This is a genomic window from Lawsonibacter sp. OA9 (genome assembly GCF_022440585.1).
The window spans coordinates 965877-983039 of sequence record NZ_JAKNTI010000022.1; the positions used below are offsets into that span (position 1 = coordinate 965877).

Here is a 17163-nt window from a genome sequence, read left to right on the forward strand (position 1 = left end):
GCGACTCCATCACTGGGGCGTGTACCACTGATACAAGGATGGAACCTCTCATGGACCCTATCATTGAAACGAAACAACTGACCCACACCTACTCCGCCGGCACACCCTTTGAGCGTACCGCACTGGAGAAGGTGGATTTTCAGGCTTATCCCGGAGAGTATCTGGGCATTATTGGCCACACAGGCTCGGGAAAGTCAACCCTGATCCAGCATCTGAACGGCCTGCTCAAGCCCACATCGGGCCAGGTACTCCTCCAGGGCACTGACATCTGGACCGACCCCCAGACCACCCGAAAAAGCCGGTTCCAGGTAGGGCTGGTCTTTCAGTACCCGGAGTACCAGCTCTTTGAGGAAACAGTCTATAAGGACATCTCCTTCGGTCCGAAAAATATGGGGCTGGACGAGGAGGAGATCGACCGCCGGGTGCGGTCCGCCGCCTATTTTGTGGGCCTGCGGGACGACCAGTTGGAGAAATCTCCCTTTGAACTGTCCGGCGGCCAGAAGCGCCGGGTAGCCATCGCCGGAGTTATCGCCATGGAGCCCAAGGTGCTCATTTTAGACGAGCCCACCGCCGGACTAGACCCGGAGGGAGTGGAATCCATCCTGCAAAATATCCGGGACTACCACCAAGCCCACAACGCCACCATTATCCTGGTGTCCCACTCCATGGAGGACATGGCCCGCACTGTGGACCGGCTGGTGGTCATCGACGACGGGACCATCCCCTTCCAGGGTACCCCCCGTGAGGTGTTTCAGCACGGGGACGAGCTGGAACAGATGGGGCTGGGCGTCCCCCAGATGACCAGGGTGTTCCACCGGCTTCGGGCCCTGGGAGTGGACATCGACCCCTCGGTGTTCACGGTGGAGCAGGCCAAGGCCGCCATTTTGGCCAAGCTGGGCCGCAATGAGAAGGGGGTGGGCTGAATGGCGCTGAAGGATATCACCCTGGGACAGTATTTTCCAGGTAACTCCCTGGTCCACAGGCTGGACCCCCGTACCAAGCTGATTGCTGTGGTGATCTATATCGTGGCCCTGTTTCTGGCTAAGTGGTTTGTCACCTATGCCATCATGTTCTGCCTGCTGGCTTTGTCCATCGCCGTATCCAAGGTCCCAGTGCGCTCCATCCTTCGGGGGATGAAGCCAGTGCTGTTCATTGCCATTTTTACAGCCATCCTCAACCTATTTTACACCCCTGGCACCCATGTGCTGGTAAAGATATGGGTACTGACCATCACCATGGAGGGGGTGTTCCAGGCCTTCTTTATGGTGGTCCGCATCATGATGCTTATTGCTGGCACCTTTCTGTTGACCTACACCACCTCGCCCATCCTGCTCACGGACGGGTTGGAGTCTCTGATGAATCCCTTGAAGAAGATCCGGGTCCCCGTCCATGAGCTGTCCATGATGATGTCTATTGCCCTGCGGTTTATCCCAACTCTGATCGAGGAAACGGACAAGATTATGTCCGCCCAGCGGGCCAGGGGAGCCGATTTTGAGAGCGGGAACCTGATTCAGCGGGCCAAGGCCCTGATCCCGCTGCTGGTCCCCCTGTTTATCTCCGCCTTCCGCCGGGCGGATGAGCTGGCGGTGGCGATGGAGTGCCGCTGCTACCACGGGGGAGAGGGGCGCACCCGCCTGCGCCAGCTGAAGTATCAGGCCAGGGACTATATGGTGCTGGCCTTTTTCCTGGCCGTGGCCGTGGGAGTGGGCGTGCTGGCGCATATTGGGCTTTGATCATCCGGCTCCAGGGCGGAGAGCAGCTCCCGCCGCAGGCCCAGACCGAACAGGTAGTAGGCCCGCGCCTCATAGGCCAGTTGGGCGTTCATAGCCGCCTCAAAGGGGAGATAACATTCCGGCCCTACCAGCCGGCTGATCTGGTCAGCCTGTCTGGCAAAATCTGCCTCTGCCGTCTGGTAACCAGGGACGGTTCGGCAGAACTTTGCCACTTCCCCGGCAAGCCCAGGGTTGTCTTGAAAGAGTTTATACAGTATCATGTTCATAATTGATTAACCCTCCGAATATCACGGTTTTTCCATGTATTATATAGTGTGGCGCGAAAATTCCGTGTGTCAAGAGAAAAGGATGTATTATGGCAACATTTTCAGAACGTATCAAGGAACTACGGAACGAGCAGCATCTGACTCAAAACCAGCTTGCTGATATTTGCGGGGTCAAATACCGAACCTATCAGGATTATGAGTATGGAAAGTGCCACCCTACCGCCCTTGGTCTGGTGTTTCTGGCCGATTACTTCAACGTCAGCCTGGACTACCTGATGGGCCGGACGGAGCGGCGGGAGATCAACCAATAGGGGCCGACCCCGCTTCTTACCAACCCGAACCGAGGTGTTACATGGAACGCAATATTGCCTTAAAGCTGATGTATAACGGTACGGCCTATCACGGCTGGCAGGTTCAGAAAAACGCTGTGTCCGTGGCCGAAACCCTGGAAAAGGCCCTGTCCACTGTGGTCTGCCATCCAGTGAAATGCACCGGGGCGGGCCGTACCGACGCGGGCGTCCACGCTGAGGTCTATGTGGCCAACTTCCGCACCACCTCCACGATTCCCTGCGACCGGATCCCTCTGGCGGTCAACACCCGGCTGCCCAACGATATTGTGGTGGTCAAGGCCACCCAGGTGCCCGATTCTTTCAACGCCATCGGTTCCTGCCAGAAAAAGGAGTATACCTACCGCCTGTATAACTCCCGGCTGGGCAACCCCTTCTATGTGGACCGGGCCTGGTTCTATCCGAAGCGCTTGGATGAGTCCGTGATGAGGCGGGCGGCCAGCCAGTTCGTGGGCACTCACGACTTCCGGGCGGTCCGGTCCGTGGGCACCGAAACCAGGACCACTGTGCGCACGGTGTACTATTTCGACGTTTCCCGCCAGGGGGAACTGATAGAGTGTAAGGTGTGCGCCAACGGCTTTCTATACAACATGGTCCGGGCGATGGTAGGCACCATCGTCTATGCTGCCGAGGGCAAGCTGGCTCCAGAGGACATCCCGGCCATTTTGGATTCGGGCAACCGCACCTTGGCTGGCCCCACGGTCCCGCCGGGGGGGCTGTATATGACCAGGCTGTGGTATGAGGAAGATGTGCTGTGACTAGGGGAGCACCCCTACTAAAGAGAAGCAAGGACGAATAGAATGGAAGGAAAACAGCCGGCCAAGAAGGCGAAAAAACCGAATATCCTGTTTCGGCTGCTGGCCCTGTTGGTGACGGCGGCCCTGGTGCTGGGCGCCCTGGCTCTGGTCGTGTACCGGGACCGCTTCAACCTGGACGCGGTGAAGCGGTGGCTGGCCTACCGCTCTATTCAAACCAGCGATACCGGCGAGGCGGTCCCCTTCACCCACGCCGGCGGGGACAAGATGTCACTGGCGTATCTGGAAAATGGTATTCTAATGTCCTCAGCCGCTGGGGCCCACTACTACTCCTTCTCTGGCCGCCAGTACGCCGAGGAAGTGCTGTCAATGGACAACCCGGTGCTGTCCGCCTCCTCCAAGGCGGGGGTAGTGTATGACGCCGGGGGGCAGTCCCTGTTCCTCTTCCGGGGGACGGAGGAGGTCTTTGACCTGTCCCTAGAGGGGGACGGCGACCTGCTGTCCGCCCGGGCCAACGACAGCGGCTGGCTGGCGGTCACCGCCCAGCGGAGCGGGTACAAGGGGGCGGTCACAGTCTACGATGCCTCTGGAAGCGAAGTAATCCAGATCAGCCTGTCCTCCACCTTTGTGGTGGACGCTGCCCTGTCTCCCGACTGTAAGACCGTGGCGGTGATCACAATGGACCAGGAGGGCGGCACCTTCCTTAGTCAGGTGCTCTTTTTCCCCGTGGACCAGAAGGAGCCCAAGGCCCAGGTCAGCCTGGGCAGTGTGACAGTGCTGGATCTGGACTATGAGGACGGCCTTCTCTGGGTGCTGGGGGAGGACAGAGTCATGACACTGTCTGACGATGGAAAATCTGCCAACAGTTATCCCTTTGGGCGGTCTTATCTGAAGGGCTGCGACTTTGGAGGGGAGGGCTTTGCGCTGCTCCTGCTGGGCCGATACCGGGCAGGCAGCGCGAACCAGGTCATGACCATCGATCCGGAGGGAGAAGTGAGGAGCAGCATGGAGCTGCGGAGCCAGGTATTGGACTTTGACAGCGCTGGCGGTTACTGTTCCCTGCTCACCGGCAGCCGACTGACCATTTACACGCCGGAGCTGGTGGAATACGCCCGACTGGGAGACACCCAGGGGGCACGATATACCGCCCTGTCCTCCAACGGCTCTGCCCTGCTGGCCGACGACCAGCTGGCCTGGCTCTATATCCCAAGCTGATCTCTCCCCGTTTTCCCATGGAGGTTTTTATGAATTATCTGATTTTTGACGTGATCATCGCCTTGATTCTCCTTTTTGCCCTGTGGCGGGGGTACAGCCGGGGTTTTATCCTGACATTGTGCGGCTTTTTGGCTATCTTTGTGGCCTTTATCGGAGCCACAGTTATCTCGGACAACTTGGCCAGGCCGGTGGCAGACGCCATACGGCCCGCCATCGAGCGCCAGATCCAGGGGACGCTGGAGCAGTCCCTTCAAGTGGAGGACTCCCTCGCCTCTACCGGGGGAGAAGCGCCGGCACTGGAGGAGCTGCCCATCTCAGAGGTGCTGGAAGCGCTTCAGGAGTCCGCGCTCTACCGCGGCTTGGCACAGGCATTCCAGGAGGCCGTGGACAACGGAGTGGCTCAGGTGACCACCAGCGCGGCTAAGGCACTGGCGGAATACGCCGCCGTCCAGCTGGCCAGAATGGTTCTCTTCCTGCTGGCGTTTGTAGCTGTTCTCATCGCCTGGTTCCTGTTGAGCCATGCCCTGGACCTGGCCTTCCGGCTGCCCGTCCTGTCCGCCTTAAACCATTGGAGCGGGGCGGCCCTGGGGCTGCTCAAGGGCGGGGCGTTGATTTTCATCGCCTGCTGGCTGCTCCGAAACAGCCTGATCCCCCCTGAGGCGATACAGAATACCTATCTGCTGAACTTTTTTTGTACCTTTGACCCTTTGTCCCTCCTTCCCTGAATTTCTCAGGGGGCAGTTCATGACAAGTTCATATTTCTGCTGTATGATATGCCCTGTGTGGTTATGACCACCCAAAAGGCCGGGCGGAGACCCGGAGCGCTGATCTGATTTTATCTCCTGAAAGGAGTTTTGACACCATGCAGCCTACAATGTGCAGCCGCTGCGGCAAGAACGTGGCGGTCATCTTTATCACCAAACTGGAGGGCGGCACCTCGAAGAACGAGGGGCTGTGCCTCAAATGTGCCAGGGAGCTGGGCATAAAACCCATTGACGACATCATAAAGCGGATGGGCATCAGCGACGAGGACCTGGAAAACCTGACCTCCGAAATGATGTCCGCTTTCGGCGGAGCTGAGGGAATGGAGGGCCTGATGAACCAGCCCAAGGAGGAGGGGGACGAGGAGGACGACGGACGTACCGCCACCTTCCCCTTCCTGAACCAGCTCTTTGGAGGTGGGGCAACCCCAGCGCCCCAGCAGCCCAGTGAGGGGGGCGGCGCGTCCCCCCGGCCAGAGAAGAACGGCGCCCCCAAGCAGCCTAAGCGAAAATTTTTGGACAGCTACTGCATCTCCCTAACCCAAAAGGCCAAGGAGGGCAAGCTGGATAAGCTGATCGGCCGGGACCGGGAGCTCCAGCGGGTCATTCAGATCCTGAACCGCCGGCAAAAGAACAATCCCTGTCTCATCGGTGAGCCAGGCGTGGGCAAGACCGCTATCGCTGAAGGGCTGGCCCAGAGGATATATAAGAAGGAGGTCCCCTACAAGCTGGCGGATAAGGAGGTCTACCTCCTGGACCTGACCGCCCTGGTGGCGGGCACCCAGTTCCGGGGCCAGTTTGAGAGCCGGATGAAGGGTCTCATCGAGGAGATCCGCAAGCTGGGCAACATCATCCTGGTCATCGACGAGGTTCACACTATCGTGGGGGCCGGGGATGCCGAGGGGTCCATGAATGCCGCAAACATTCTGAAGCCCGCCCTGTCCCGTGGGGAGCTCCAGGTCATCGGTGCCACGACCCTCAATGAGTACCGCAAACACATCGAGAAGGATACCGCCCTGGAGCGGCGTTTCCAACCCGTCGTTGTGGAGGAGCCCTCCATTGAGGACAGCGTGAAGATCATTGAGGGTATCGCCCCCTACTACGAGGCATTCCACCAGGTCACGGTCTCCAAGGAGATGTGCCGCCAGGCTGTGCTGATGAGCGAGCGGTATATCACTGACCGCTATCTCCCTGACAAGGCCATCGACCTGATCGACGAGGCCTGTTCCAACGTGAATCTGGAGAATAAGGCCCTGGCCCGTCTGGCCGATGTGGAGAAAGAACTGGCCGATCTGTCCAAGGAGCGGGAGGTTATGATGGCCGCCGCCACGGAGGAGGCCTATGAGCGGCTGGCAACCATCAAAAGCATGGAGCTGCGCCTGGAGGAAGAGAAGCGGGGGCTGGAGGAGAAGGCCCATCCCGCCCTAGACCAAGAGCACTTGGCCAACGTCATTGAGCTGTGGACCAACATCCCTGCCAGCCGCATCCAGGAGCAGGAGTACCAGCGCCTGGCCAAGCTGGAGGAGCGGCTGGAGAGCCACATTATCGGACAGGACGAGGCGGTGAAGGCGGTGGCCGCAGCCATCCGCCGGGGCCGGGTGGGCATCAGCCCCAAGCACAAGCCGGTATCCTTTATCTTTGTAGGTTCCACCGGCGTGGGCAAGACCGAGCTGGTCAAGCAGCTGGCCGCGGACCTGTTCGATACCCCTGAATCCCTGATCCGGCTGGATATGTCCGAGTTTATGGAGAAGCACGCCGTGTCCCGCATCATTGGATCCCCTCCGGGCTATGTAGGTTATGACGAGGCGGGCCAGCTGACAGAGAAGATCCGCCGCAAGCCCTACTCTGTGGTCCTCTTCGACGAGATCGAGAAGGCACACCCAGATGTGCTCAACATCCTGCTTCAGATTTTGGACGATGGCCGTATCACTGACGCCCACGGCCGGACGGTGAACTTTGAGAACACGGTGATCGTCATGACCTCCAATGCCGGGAGCAATACCAAGGTGGGCTCCGTGGGCTTTGGCCGTACCGCCAATGAGCAGGGGAGGGAGCGGGCCATGAAGGCCCTCCAGGACTTCCTGCGCCCTGAGTTTATCAACCGGATCGACGAGATCGTCTACTTCAATCAGCTCACGGAGGAGAACTTCAGGTCCATCGCCGTCCTGATGCTCAAGGAGCTGGCAACTGCGATGGCGGAGAAGGGCATCTCTTTCTCCTGGGAGGAGTCCCTGCTGGACTATCTGGTTAAGAAGTCTTATTCCGCCGTCTATGGAGCCCGGAACCTTCGCCGGATCATCCAGAAGGAGCTGGAGGATGCCATTGCGGTCCGCTTGATCGAGGGATATCAGCACCCCGTTTCCCAGATGAAAGCCTTGGTGGAGGATGACACCATCCATCTACTGGCTATGTGAGAGAAGGCAAAGAGGAACAGCCCCCGGAAACCTTATGGTTTCCGGGGGCTGTTTGTTGAGCGTGTGGGCAGTGATTAAGCGGCAGTGCCATCAGGAACTTCCACCTGGTCGTCAGGGGACATCAGCTGGAACATATCCAGGACGGTGGCGTCCGCGGGGGGCTGGGTGCTGGGCTTGGCGCTTGTGGACTGATAAGCGCCGTCCATTTCCATGTGCATAGAAACCTCGCTAGAGAGAATTCCGGGCAGCGTAGAGATAGAAGGATCTTCCCCAGTGGGGAGAGAGGAGGACTGAGTCAGGTCAATGGACATCTCCATTTTACTGTTCCGCATGGAGACGCCGATCTCCATCTCGCCGAAGGAGGGGTCAACGGCAGTCAACTCCATTGCGTATCCGTTGACTCTGGAGCCGGTGGTATACAGAGTGAAGGTGCCAGTGACACCGTCTTCCGCTAAAAATTGGTTCACATAGGAGGAACCGGACCGCTTAAAATGGCTGTCGCCACAGATGGAGTTATACAGGTCCAGGTAGTCAGAGGTGGTAAGATAGCTGGTCAAAGGAGCGGTCCGCAGGACGGTTTCCAACTGCTCAGTAAAGCTGGCGTCCAGGCTGGCGTTGGACAGAGCCAGCAGGTCAGCATAAGTGAAGCCGGTGAGAGCGGCGCTCTGGTCGTAAAAGGACTTCATATCCAGCTTGTACCAGGTATCGTCCGAGGCACCCTCCCCAAGGATAAATTGGTTCAGGGCGGCGCAGTTGAGATAGAGGGCCCCCTGTTCCATATCACCCCGCATAGCGAAGTCAATGGTAAGGGGGAAGGGGAGCTCACCGGTGCTGTCCAACAGCTCCGTGGCGTCTACCCCATTGAGAGAGGCGGCGTAATCCAGTACCATCTGAGTATCGAACTGGAAGGCGGTGGACCCGGCGGTAATCATGTCATAATCTCCGTCGGCAAGGAACTGGATATCCATATCCTGCTCGCCGTCGGAGGTGGAAACAGAGATGTCCATGGCGTATTCGCCGCCGACCTTCTGGTTCTTCTGGGCAAAGGTCCGACTGTAATCTAGGTATTTGTCCATCAGCTCATAGGTTTCTGTGTTGGCCGCCAGGATGGCGTCCACGTCGTCAATGATGACGGTACCGTTGGAGCCGTCCCAGCCTACATTGTAGCCCAAGGCGTCAGCGATCAGCCCGACAGGAACATAAGTGCGGTCCGTGGCGGGATCCACATAGGGGGCTACATCCATAGGGATATTCTGCCCATCCGGCGCTTCCTCTGTGTACAAGGTGATGGAGGGTTCTCCGATGGTCAGGCTGATGCGCTGTCCATCCCTGCTGGCGGTGACGGTGCCAGTAGAGCCGTCCCATGTGATGCCGGTATAGCCCAGTGCCTCAAAGGTGGCCGCGAAGGGCAGGAAGGAGCGGTCACTCTTCAACTTGGGTACCGCGTCAGGGAAGGTAAGAGACTCCCCGTTGACCAGAACATAGAAGTCGCCCTGGCGGGTGGAAACGGTGTCGGGGAACGTCTGGAGAATGTCAGGTTCAGCGGCAAAAGCGGGGGCGCTTACTGCTAGCGCCAAAAACGCGGCGCAGAGTAAGGGACGAAACAGTTTTTTCATTTTTAAATCTCCTTTCAAATAGTGAATTTTCGCAACAAACGATAGAAAAAAGCAAACAGCTATCTAAAATAAATTATACCATGATAAGCGAAAGAATCAATCAAAAAATAATTATAAAAATGAATGCTCTTTTTCTCCACGACCCTTGCAAACAGAGGCGCTATCATATATAATATTACGGAATCGTTTTAACTTTAGGCCAAAACCCGGCTAAGAAATACAGGAGAGCGTGATAACTTTGAAGTACGATTTTACCGAGATCGAGAAAAAGTGGCAGACCAAGTGGAAGGACGAAAAGACCTTTGCCTGCCAGACTGGCGATACCACCAAGCCTAAGTTCTACGGCCTGGTTGAGTTCCCCTATCCCTCTGGCAACGGGCTGCATGTGGGACATGCCCGACCCTACACCGCCATGGACGTAATAGCCCGGAAAAAGCGGATGGACGGCTACAACGTGCTGTTCCCCATCGGCTTTGACGCCTTCGGCTTGCCGACTGAGAACTACGCCATTAAGAACCACATTCACCCCGCTAAGGTGACGAAGGACAATATCGCCAACTTCACCAAGCAGCTGCATATGTTGGGCTACTCCTTTGATTGGGACCGGGTGGTGGACACCACCGACCCCAGCTACTATAAGTGGACCCAGTGGATCTTTCTCCAGCTCTACAAGCACGGCCTGGCCTATAAAACCACTATGCCGGTAAACTGGTGCACCTCCTGCAAGTGCGTGCTGGCTAACGAGGAGGTGGTGGAAGGTGTCTGTGAGCGGTGCGGTTCGCCTGTCATCCGCAAGGAGAAGAGCCAGTGGATGCTGAAGATTACCGCCTACGCCCAGCGGCTCATCGACGACCTGGACGATTTGGACTTCATCGAGCGGGTGAAGATCCAGCAGAAGAACTGGATCGGCCGCTCCACCGGCGCCGAGGTTACCTTTAAGGCTACCACCGGGGACGACATCGTAGTGTATACCACCCGCCCGGATACCCTGTTTGGAGCCACCTACATGGTCCTCTCGCCGGAGCACGAGCTGGTGAAGAAGTGGATGCCCCTGCTGGCCAACGCCCAGGAGGTCCAGGACTATCAGAAGGCCGCCGCTTCCAAGTCCGACCTGGAGCGCACCGAGCTGAACAAGGAGAAGACTGGCGTCAAGCTGGACGGCGTGCGGGGCGTAAACCCGGTCAACGGCAGGGAGATCCCCATTTTCATCTCCGACTACGTCCTGGCCACCTACGGCACCGGCGCCATCATGGCCGTTCCTGCCCACGACGACCGGGACTGGGAGTTTGCCAAGAAGTTCGGCTGTGAGATCATCGAGGTGGTGTCCGGCGGCGAGGACGTGCAGAAGGCCGCCTTTACCGCCAAGGATGAGACCGGCATCTTGGTCAACTCCGACTTCCTCAACGGCCTGACTGTGAAGGACGCCATCCCTGTTATCACCAAGTGGCTGGAGGACAAGGGCATCGGCCATGCCCAGGTGAACTACAAGCTGCGGGACTGGGTGTTCTCCCGCCAGCGGTACTGGGGCGAGCCCATCCCCATGGTTTGGTGTGACAAGTGCGGCTGGCAGCCCATCCCAGAAGACCAGCTGCCTCTGCTCCTGCCCGAAGTGGAGAGCTATGAGCCTACCGACGACGGCGAAAGCCCCATCAGCAAGATGACCGACTGGGTGAACACTACCTGTCCCTGCTGCGGCGGCCCCGCCAAACGGGAGACCGATACCATGCCCCAGTGGGCGGGTTCCAGTTGGTACTTCCTGCGGTATATGGACCCCCACAACGATAAGGCATTAGCCTCCAAGGAGGCACTGGACTACTGGTCCCCGGTGGACTGGTACAACGGCGGTATGGAGCACACCACTCTCCACCTGCTGTACAGCCGCTTTTGGCACAAGTTCCTCTATGACATCGGCGTTGTGCCCACCAAGGAGCCCTATCAGAAGCGCACCTCCCACGGCATGATTTTGGGCGAGGGGGGCGAGAAAATGTCCAAGTCCCGGGGCAACGTGGTCAATCCCAACGACATCATTGATATGTACGGCGCTGACACCATGCGTACCTATATCATGTTCATCGGCGACTTCGAGAAGGCCGCCGCTTGGTCCGCCAATGCGGTGAAGGGGTGCAAGCGTTTCCTGGACCGGGTGTGGAACCTGGCTACCGAGCAGGAGCATGTGGGAGATGCGTATTCCCAGGCCAACGAGCTGGCGGTCCACAAGGCGATCAAGAAGGTGTCCGAGGACATCGAGGCCATGAAGTTCAATACCGCTATCGCGGCTCTCATGTCCCTGGTCAACGACTTTTACGCCAACGGTGCCAGCCGGGGCGACATGAAGGCACTGCTGCTGATGCTGTCCCCCTTCGCCCCACATATGTGCGAGGAGCTGTGGGAGATGGCGGGCTACGGGGGCCAGGTATGTCTCCAGCCATGGCCCGTGTATGACGAAAGCAAGACCGTCACCGCCACCGTTCAAATGGCCGTCCAGGTCAGCGGAAAGGTGAAGGCCAACATCGTAGTGTCCGCCGACGCCTCTGACGAGGACATTGTGGCGGCCGCCCTGGCTGAACCTAAGATTGTCAAGCTGGCCGAGGGTATGACTTTGGTAAAGAGTATTGTGGTCAAGGGCAAATTGGTTAGTCTGATTTTTAAGCCCCAGGCTTGACCATCCTGCTATGGTCAAAAGGTTTACAGCCCGTTCATAATTGGCCCTTGACATCTGGCCGTGGAACGAATATAATACTACTGTTAAAGCCATAAAAATGGCCCTTACGCGAGCAGGGGACGCCCCGCCGCGCCGGAGGGAGGGAAATATAAATGTCGGAAGTCCGTGTGAGAGAGAATGAATCTCTGGAGAGCGCCCTGAAGCGCTTTAAGCGTAGCTGTGCCAAGTCTGGCGTGCTGGCCGAGGTTCGTAAGCGCGAGCACTACGAGAGCCCCAGCGTCAAGCGCCGCAAGAAGTCTGAGGCCGCCCGTAAGAATCGCAAGAAGTTCTATTAAGCAGTTAAACCGCCGCAGTATTTACTGCGGCGGTTTTTATTGCAACCCGAAAACTCCCGTCTGTGCCGGGGGAATCATGATTCAGAGCGGTGTGGGAATATGGAAGGGTATGTGACTCTCTCCATCTGATGTGGGACAGGACATCTGGACTAGGACAGACAAAAAAGTTGAAAAAAGTTTGAATTTTGCGTTGACAAACCAACGCCTTTCTGGTAAGATATCACTTGCGCTGAACAGGGACACCTGACCTGTAAGGCTTTTATTTGGGGGTATAGCTCAGCTGGGAGAGCGCTTGAATGGCATTCAAGAGGTCAGCGGTTCGATCCCGCTTATCTCCACCACTTACAACTCAATATTGGTAGACAAGCAGTTCTCCTCTATACGGGGGTATAGCTCAGCTGGGAGAGCGCTTGAATGGCATTCAAGAGGTCAGCGGTTCGATCCCGCTTATCTCCACCATCTCAAGGAGAGCTGCTTTCAAAAATCCGTTTCCGAAAGGAAATGGATTTTTGTTTTATAGGGAACTTTCCCCGACAAACAGTTCTGTTTCATTGGAACACCCGCTCCAGATGCCTACCAATGCGGCTCGATATTTCATCTGGGATCGTTGCCCGCTATTTCTACAAAAGCGTACAGTCAACACCTGCTTCCAAGAGCAGCCAATGAGGACTACAGATGGTCAGATAGAGGCTTAATTCGCCATATTCGTGCTGGCCGAGTTCGCTCTGTGCCTGCCTATATTCTCTGATTTTTACGGGAAAAGGCTTGACTTAAAAATTCTATCGTGTAAAGTAAGTGATGATCCTCTTTTGACTGTAAAAGTCTAGGGGTGGGGCAACTTTACATAGGGCCCCGATCCGATCTATGAAAGACACAGGAGGCATATAAAATGAACAGACCCGTTTTGGTGGTCATGGCCGCCGGTATGGGCAGCCGATACGGCGGCCTGAAGCAGGTGGATCCTGTTGGAAGCCATGGCCAGCTCATCATCGACTACTCCATCTATGATGCCCGGCGGGCAGGCTTTGAGACAGTTATTTTTGTGATCAAGCACGAAATCGAGGACACCTTTAAAACAGCCATCGGCAACCGGCTGTCCAGGGTCATCGATGTGAAATACGCCTATCAGCAGCTGGATGACATACCAAAGGGCTACTCTGTTCCGGAAGGCCGGATAAAGCCCTGGGGCACTGCCCACGCCATTCTGGCGGCACGCAACCTGATTGACGGCCCTTTCGCGGTGGTTAACGCCGATGACTACTACGGCCCAGAGGGCTTTCAGGCCATCTACGACTATCTGGAGCGCAATCCGGACCAGCCCGGCCGCTATGAATACGCCATGGTGGGCTACCGCTTGGGCAACACAGTCACGGAGCACGGCCATGTGGCCCGTGGGGTGTGTGAGGAGGACCAGGACAACTATCTGATCCGCGTTACGGAGCGCACCCATATCGAAAAAGAGGGGACAGACGCCCGCTTTACTGAGGATGGAGGACAGACCTGGACCCATCTGCCTGGAGACGCCATCGTGTCCATGAACCTCTGGGGCTTCAGCCAGAGCTTCCTTCGGGAGGCCGAGGCCCGCTTCCCCGCCTTTCTAGACCGGGCACTGGCGGAGGAGCCCCAAAAGGGGGAGTATTTCTTGCCCAGTGTAGTTACCCAACTGCTGGAGGAGGGTAAAGCCAGGGTGAAGGTACTGCGCTCTGAGGACAGGTGGTATGGCGTGACCTACCAGGCGGATAAGCCGGCTGTGGTAGCTGCGGTCGCCAGGATGACGGCCGAGGGGCTTTACCCCGAGTCGCTGTGGGAAAGGTGAGCCGGGAAGGCCTTGCCAGATAGAGAAAGGAGGGATACTATGTTGATTCGATGGACTGAACTCTCCTACCCGGATCTGGGGGCTTATCGGGATCAGGCGGCAGTAATGATAAACTTCGCGTCTACAGAGCAGCACTCGCTCCATCTGCCCGTGGGGACAGATGCCTTTCTGGGGGCAGCTGTGACCGAACGGGCTGCGGAGCTGTGCCATAGACCGGTCCTGCTCCTGCCCCAAGTATGCTTTGGATACTCCCCGCACCACCGCTTTGCCCCCGGCTATGTGACAATGCCTCAGCATCTGCTGAAGGAGTATGCGGTTTCTATCTGTGAGAACGTGATAGCGAATGGTTTTTCCCAGATGTTCTTAGTGAACTCCCACGGGGGAAATCAGGTCTATCTGTCCGCCGCTGTCAATGAGATAGGTGAGAAGCACGGGACGGAGTTTCAGCTACGGGAACTGCAGTATTGGGATGTGGCGCGCGAGCGAATCAGCGCCATTCGGGAATCGGAGCTGGGGGGCATGGGCCATGCGGGCGAATTTGAGACGTCTATGATGATGTATCTTCGCCCTGACCTGGTCCAGGAGGAGAAAATCGTCCCCTGTGGACCTGTGGCCGAGCGCCCCTGGTTTCAAAAGGACCTCTTGGGCAGCAAGGCATATCAGAGATTCCATCGTTTTGATGAAGACAACCGAGAGGGGCATATTGGCCAGCCGCAGCTGGCTACAGCCCAGAAGGGCAAAGCCTTTTTTGAGTCAGTGACGGAGGAACTGGCCAGATTTCTGGACTATTTTGACTAGGAAGGAGAGGGAGACCCAATCCGAATTTTGGAAAACGGTTTCCGAACCTGAGATTTCAATCAAAAAGAAGAAAAAGCCGCCTATGCAGTGAGCGTAGGCGGCTTTCTAATCCTATCAATCTTCTGTGGAGAAGCAGAAGCGGGTGATATGGTCATAGTGCTCTCCGGCCCGCAAAATGGCGGAGGGAAAGGCGGGCTGGTTGGGGGAGTCGGGGAAAAACTGGGTCTCCAGACAGAAGGCGTGACGGGGGGCGTACACCGCCCCCTCTTTCCCACGGCGGCCCGCTTCCAGGAAATTAGCGGTGTAGAACTGGAGACCCGGCAGGGTGGTATCCACTTGGAGGGCGATGCCGCTGGCCGCCGAACGGGCCCAGGCAGCGGGGCGGAGCAGCCCGAAAGGTCCATCCACCACATAGTTATGGTCATAGCCGCTGCCCCACTCCAACTGCTGGAAGGGGTCCTCAATGTGGGCTCCAATGGGGGTAGGGGAGCGTAGGTCCATCGGGGTGCCCTCCACCGGCTGAATAGAGCCAAAGGGGATACTGGTCTGGTCAGCGGGAGTATAGGACCCGGCGTAGAGTCGGATTTCCTGGTTCAATACCGGGCCAGAGCCCTGGCCATCCAGGTTGAAATAGCTGTGGTTGGTCAGATTACAGGGGGTGTCTTGGTCACTGCAGGCCTGATAGTGGATGGATAGGGTAGAGCGGTCCAGTTGGTAGGTGACCCGGACTTCCAGAGAACCGGGATAGCCCTCCTCGCCGTCCGGGCTGGACAGGGACAGAACCGCACGGCTTCCGGTCAGCTCCTCCACAGTCCATACCTTATAGGAGAAACCCCGGATACCGCCATGCAGGTGGTTGGGGCCATTGTTGACTGCCAGGGTATATTCCCGGCCATTCAGGGAAAACCTGCCTCCAGCGATGCGGTTGGCAAAACGGCCCACGACCGCCCCCAGATAGCCGTCCTGGTCCTGATACTCCTTGAGAGTCTCGTACCCCAGGACCACGTCCACAGGCCTTCCGGTCCGGTCCGGTACCCAGAGGGCACGTAAGGCGGCGCCAAAGGTAATGATCTGACAGGACAGAGTGCCGTTGTCCAGCGTGAGCAACTCCACCGGCTGTCCGTGGTGGGTGGTGCCAAAGGGCTGACGGCTGGCAGTGGTCATAGATAGGCCCCCTTTTGATACTGTGACCTTTATAGGTTAGATGTGACACCAGTGTAGCAGAGTTTTAGGAAAAAGGCAAAGAAAAGGGGCTGTGAGTCTTGATAAAATTTTCCGAATGTGCTATTTTATTTTTAGTAAAATTTTGTGGAGGACTGCTATGGCGACCCTGAAAGAACTTGCCGACCGGACGGGCTATTCTCCGGCTACCATCTCCCGGATCCTGTCGGGGGACCCCTCCTTGTCCGTTACAGCTGAGGCCAGAAGAAAGGTGCTGGAGGAGGCGGGACGGCTAAACTACACCGCGACCCGAAGCCGCCGGGGAAGGAGCCCGAAGGGGTTGCTCCGGGTTGGAGTGGCGGAGATGCTCACCCCGGTCCAACAGCTGGACGACCCTTATTACCTCTATCTTAGTAATTTCCTCCGCCAGAATTGCCTGGATAGGAAATATACCTGCATTCCGTTGGAGAGCAGGGGAGAGGGATTTTTGGCTCCGGAGGAAAAACTGGACGGTGTTGTGGCCATCGGCCTGTTTACCCCAGCACAAATCGACTCTCTGGCGGCCCTGTCCCCCAATCTGGTTTTTTTGGACTCATCTCCCTTTGAGAGCCGGTTTGATTCGGTAGTGCTGGGCTATGAGCTAGGGATATCCCTGGCCCTGGACCACCTGACTGAGCTGGGCCACACTAGGATCGGCTTTATCGGACCGGTATATAAATTGGATGACCGCCGCCAGCGGGCGCTGGAGGTCCGTCGCCAGCTGTTTGAGAGGCAGACAGAACAGAGAGGACTGCTGGATCTGGGCCTGATGCTGGACTGCCCCATGGAGGCCCAGGCTGCCGCCAGGGCGGTGGGGGAGCTTTTATCCTCTGGAGCGGCCCTCCCTACCGCGTTCTTATGCGCCAACGAGGAGGGCGCTGTGGGCGCCCTCCTGGCTTTGCGGGAGGCCGGTCTGTCTGTTCCAGGCGACCTGTCGGTTGTGTCCTTCAATGATACGCCCCGTTCTGCCCTTGTGGACCCGCCCCTCACCTCTGTGTCCACCCATGTGGAGGAGATGGCACGAGCGGCCCTGCGCCTGCTGGGGGAGAGGGCGTCCATCGGAGGGAGGGAGCCCATCCGCACCCTGCCGCTGAAGCTGGTTGTGCCGCCCACTCTAACTGTGCGGGAGAGCACCGGACCAGTCAGACGACTGTGAAAACCACTAGAAAAAGGCCCTTATTTCTGTATACTGTTCCAAAGTTTTTTAATGGAAAAAATTGTGGTTGAATTTTTAGTAAAAATTTA

General features: G+C 57.4%; 15 protein-coding genes and 2 tRNA genes. 14 read left to right on the plus strand and 3 right to left on the minus strand.

Translation table 11 applies throughout. The features are described from left to right. Positions 1–50: 50 nt before the first annotated feature. Together MCG44_RS05720 and MCG44_RS05725 are read left to right on the plus strand one after the other, a co-directional pair. Positions 51–923, plus strand: coding sequence for an energy-coupling factor transporter ATPase (locus tag MCG44_RS05720; protein WP_147572077.1), 873 nt, complete (start codon positions 51–53; stop codon positions 921–923). After that, complete coding sequence (locus MCG44_RS05725) at positions 924–1733, plus strand: energy-coupling factor transporter transmembrane component T family protein (protein ID WP_240287225.1); 810 nt, start codon at positions 924–926, stop codon at positions 1731–1733. On the opposite strand, the gene MCG44_RS05730 is transcribed toward MCG44_RS05725, so the two are convergent. After that, positions 1664–1999: a hypothetical protein gene (locus tag MCG44_RS05730; RefSeq protein ID WP_240287227.1), complete on the minus strand. Its 336-nt coding sequence runs from the start codon at positions 1997–1999 to the stop codon at positions 1664–1666. The two genes, MCG44_RS05725 and MCG44_RS05730, sit on opposite strands and share 70 nt — an antisense overlap. Positions 2000–2088: 89 nt before the next feature. On the opposite strand from MCG44_RS05730, the gene MCG44_RS05735 reads away from it, so the two are divergent. The 5 genes from MCG44_RS05735 to MCG44_RS05755 all read left to right on the plus strand — a co-directional run bounded on the left by MCG44_RS05735 (position 2089) and on the right by MCG44_RS05755 (position 7491). After that, positions 2089–2310 (plus strand): helix-turn-helix domain-containing protein, encoded by a 222-nt coding sequence (locus MCG44_RS05735; RefSeq protein WP_240287229.1) that lies wholly within the window; start codon positions 2089–2091, stop codon positions 2308–2310. A gap of 41 nt (positions 2311–2351) precedes the next feature. Then, entirely contained in the window at positions 2352–3104 is a 753-nt protein-coding gene (gene truA / locus MCG44_RS05740; RefSeq protein WP_147572081.1) for a tRNA pseudouridine(38-40) synthase TruA, read from the plus strand. A 42-nt stretch (positions 3105–3146) separates the two neighbouring features. Further along, a complete protein-coding gene (locus MCG44_RS05745; protein WP_240287231.1) occupies positions 3147–4316 on the plus strand; it encodes a DUF5711 family protein in 1170 nt (389 codons plus the stop codon). A 29-nt stretch (positions 4317–4345) separates the two neighbouring features. Continuing rightward, positions 4346–5041, plus strand: coding sequence for a CvpA family protein (locus MCG44_RS05750; protein ID WP_240287233.1), 696 nt, complete (start codon positions 4346–4348; stop codon positions 5039–5041). Positions 5042–5178: 137 nt separating this feature from the next. Then, positions 5179–7491, plus strand: coding sequence for an ATP-dependent Clp protease ATP-binding subunit (locus MCG44_RS05755; RefSeq protein ID WP_147572084.1), 2313 nt, complete (start codon positions 5179–5181; stop codon positions 7489–7491). 74 nt (positions 7492–7565) lie between these two features. On the opposite strand, the gene MCG44_RS05760 is transcribed toward MCG44_RS05755, so the two are convergent. Then, positions 7566–9107 carry a copper amine oxidase N-terminal domain-containing protein gene (locus tag MCG44_RS05760; protein WP_240287234.1) on the minus strand — a complete coding sequence of 514 codons (1542 nt, stop codon included), beginning with the start codon at positions 9105–9107 and terminating at the stop codon, positions 7566–7568. Between the two features lie 238 nt (positions 9108–9345). Here MCG44_RS05760 and leuS point away from each other — a divergent pair, with 238 nt between their 5' ends. The 6 genes from leuS (at position 9346) to MCG44_RS05790 (ending at position 14718) form a co-directional block, all read left to right on the plus strand. Continuing rightward, positions 9346–11769, plus strand: coding sequence for a leucine--tRNA ligase (gene leuS / locus MCG44_RS05765; RefSeq protein WP_186852040.1), 2424 nt, complete (start codon positions 9346–9348; stop codon positions 11767–11769). Between the two features lie 152 nt (positions 11770–11921). Further along, on the plus strand, positions 11922–12104 hold the full coding sequence (gene rpsU, locus MCG44_RS05770) for a 30S ribosomal protein S21 (protein WP_023348912.1): 183 nt from the start codon (positions 11922–11924) through the stop codon (positions 12102–12104). Between the two features lie 265 nt (positions 12105–12369). Next, positions 12370–12445, plus strand: a tRNA-Ala gene (locus MCG44_RS05775). Between the two features lie 42 nt (positions 12446–12487). Next, positions 12488–12563 (plus strand) — tRNA-Ala (locus MCG44_RS05780). Between the two features lie 430 nt (positions 12564–12993). Next, positions 12994–13920, plus strand: coding sequence for a nucleotidyltransferase family protein (locus MCG44_RS05785; RefSeq protein ID WP_240287236.1), 927 nt, complete (start codon positions 12994–12996; stop codon positions 13918–13920). Positions 13921–13959: 39 nt separating this feature from the next. Continuing rightward, positions 13960–14718 carry a creatininase family protein gene (locus tag MCG44_RS05790; RefSeq protein WP_186852042.1) on the plus strand — a complete coding sequence of 253 codons (759 nt, stop codon included), beginning with the start codon at positions 13960–13962 and terminating at the stop codon, positions 14716–14718. Positions 14719–14832: 114 nt separating this feature from the next. On the opposite strand, the gene MCG44_RS05795 is transcribed toward MCG44_RS05790, so the two are convergent. Beyond that, positions 14833–15882 (minus strand): aldose epimerase family protein, encoded by a 1050-nt coding sequence (locus tag MCG44_RS05795; RefSeq protein WP_147572093.1) that lies wholly within the window; start codon positions 15880–15882, stop codon positions 14833–14835. A 157-nt stretch (positions 15883–16039) separates the two neighbouring features. Between MCG44_RS05795 and MCG44_RS05800 the strand changes: the two genes are divergently transcribed. Beyond that, positions 16040–17074, plus strand: a complete 1035-nt coding sequence (locus MCG44_RS05800; RefSeq protein WP_240287238.1) for a LacI family DNA-binding transcriptional regulator — start codon at positions 16040–16042, stop codon at positions 17072–17074. Positions 17075–17163: the final 89 nt, after the last annotated feature.

What these genes read in the sequence shown, in the direction of transcription:
- MCG44_RS05795 (WP_147572093.1), bottom strand. Translation starts at nt 15,882, where the DNA reads ATGACCACTGCCAGCCGTCAGCCCTTTGGCACCACCCACCACGGACAG.
- MCG44_RS05755 (WP_147572084.1), top strand. Translation starts at nt 5,179, where the DNA reads ATGCAGCCTACAATGTGCAGCCGCTGCGGCAAGAACGTGGCGGTCATC.
- MCG44_RS05725 (WP_240287225.1), top strand. Translation starts at nt 924, where the DNA reads ATGGCGCTGAAGGATATCACCCTGGGACAGTATTTTCCAGGTAACTCC.
- MCG44_RS05800 (WP_240287238.1), top strand. Translation starts at nt 16,040, where the DNA reads ATGGCGACCCTGAAAGAACTTGCCGACCGGACGGGCTATTCTCCGGCT.
- rpsU (WP_023348912.1), top strand. Translation starts at nt 11,922, where the DNA reads ATGTCGGAAGTCCGTGTGAGAGAGAATGAATCTCTGGAGAGCGCCCTG.
- MCG44_RS05760 (WP_240287234.1), bottom strand. Translation starts at nt 9,107, where the DNA reads ATGAAAAAACTGTTTCGTCCCTTACTCTGCGCCGCGTTTTTGGCGCTA.
- MCG44_RS05735 (WP_240287229.1), top strand. Translation starts at nt 2,089, where the DNA reads ATGGCAACATTTTCAGAACGTATCAAGGAACTACGGAACGAGCAGCAT.
- MCG44_RS05745 (WP_240287231.1), top strand. Translation starts at nt 3,147, where the DNA reads ATGGAAGGAAAACAGCCGGCCAAGAAGGCGAAAAAACCGAATATCCTG.
- MCG44_RS05785 (WP_240287236.1), top strand. Translation starts at nt 12,994, where the DNA reads ATGAACAGACCCGTTTTGGTGGTCATGGCCGCCGGTATGGGCAGCCGA.
- MCG44_RS05720 (WP_147572077.1), top strand. Translation starts at nt 51, where the DNA reads ATGGACCCTATCATTGAAACGAAACAACTGACCCACACCTACTCCGCC.
- MCG44_RS05730 (WP_240287227.1), bottom strand. Translation starts at nt 1,999, where the DNA reads ATGAACATGATACTGTATAAACTCTTTCAAGACAACCCTGGGCTTGCC.
- MCG44_RS05790 (WP_186852042.1), top strand. Translation starts at nt 13,960, where the DNA reads ATGTTGATTCGATGGACTGAACTCTCCTACCCGGATCTGGGGGCTTAT.
- truA (WP_147572081.1), top strand. Translation starts at nt 2,352, where the DNA reads ATGGAACGCAATATTGCCTTAAAGCTGATGTATAACGGTACGGCCTAT.
- MCG44_RS05750 (WP_240287233.1), top strand. Translation starts at nt 4,346, where the DNA reads ATGAATTATCTGATTTTTGACGTGATCATCGCCTTGATTCTCCTTTTT.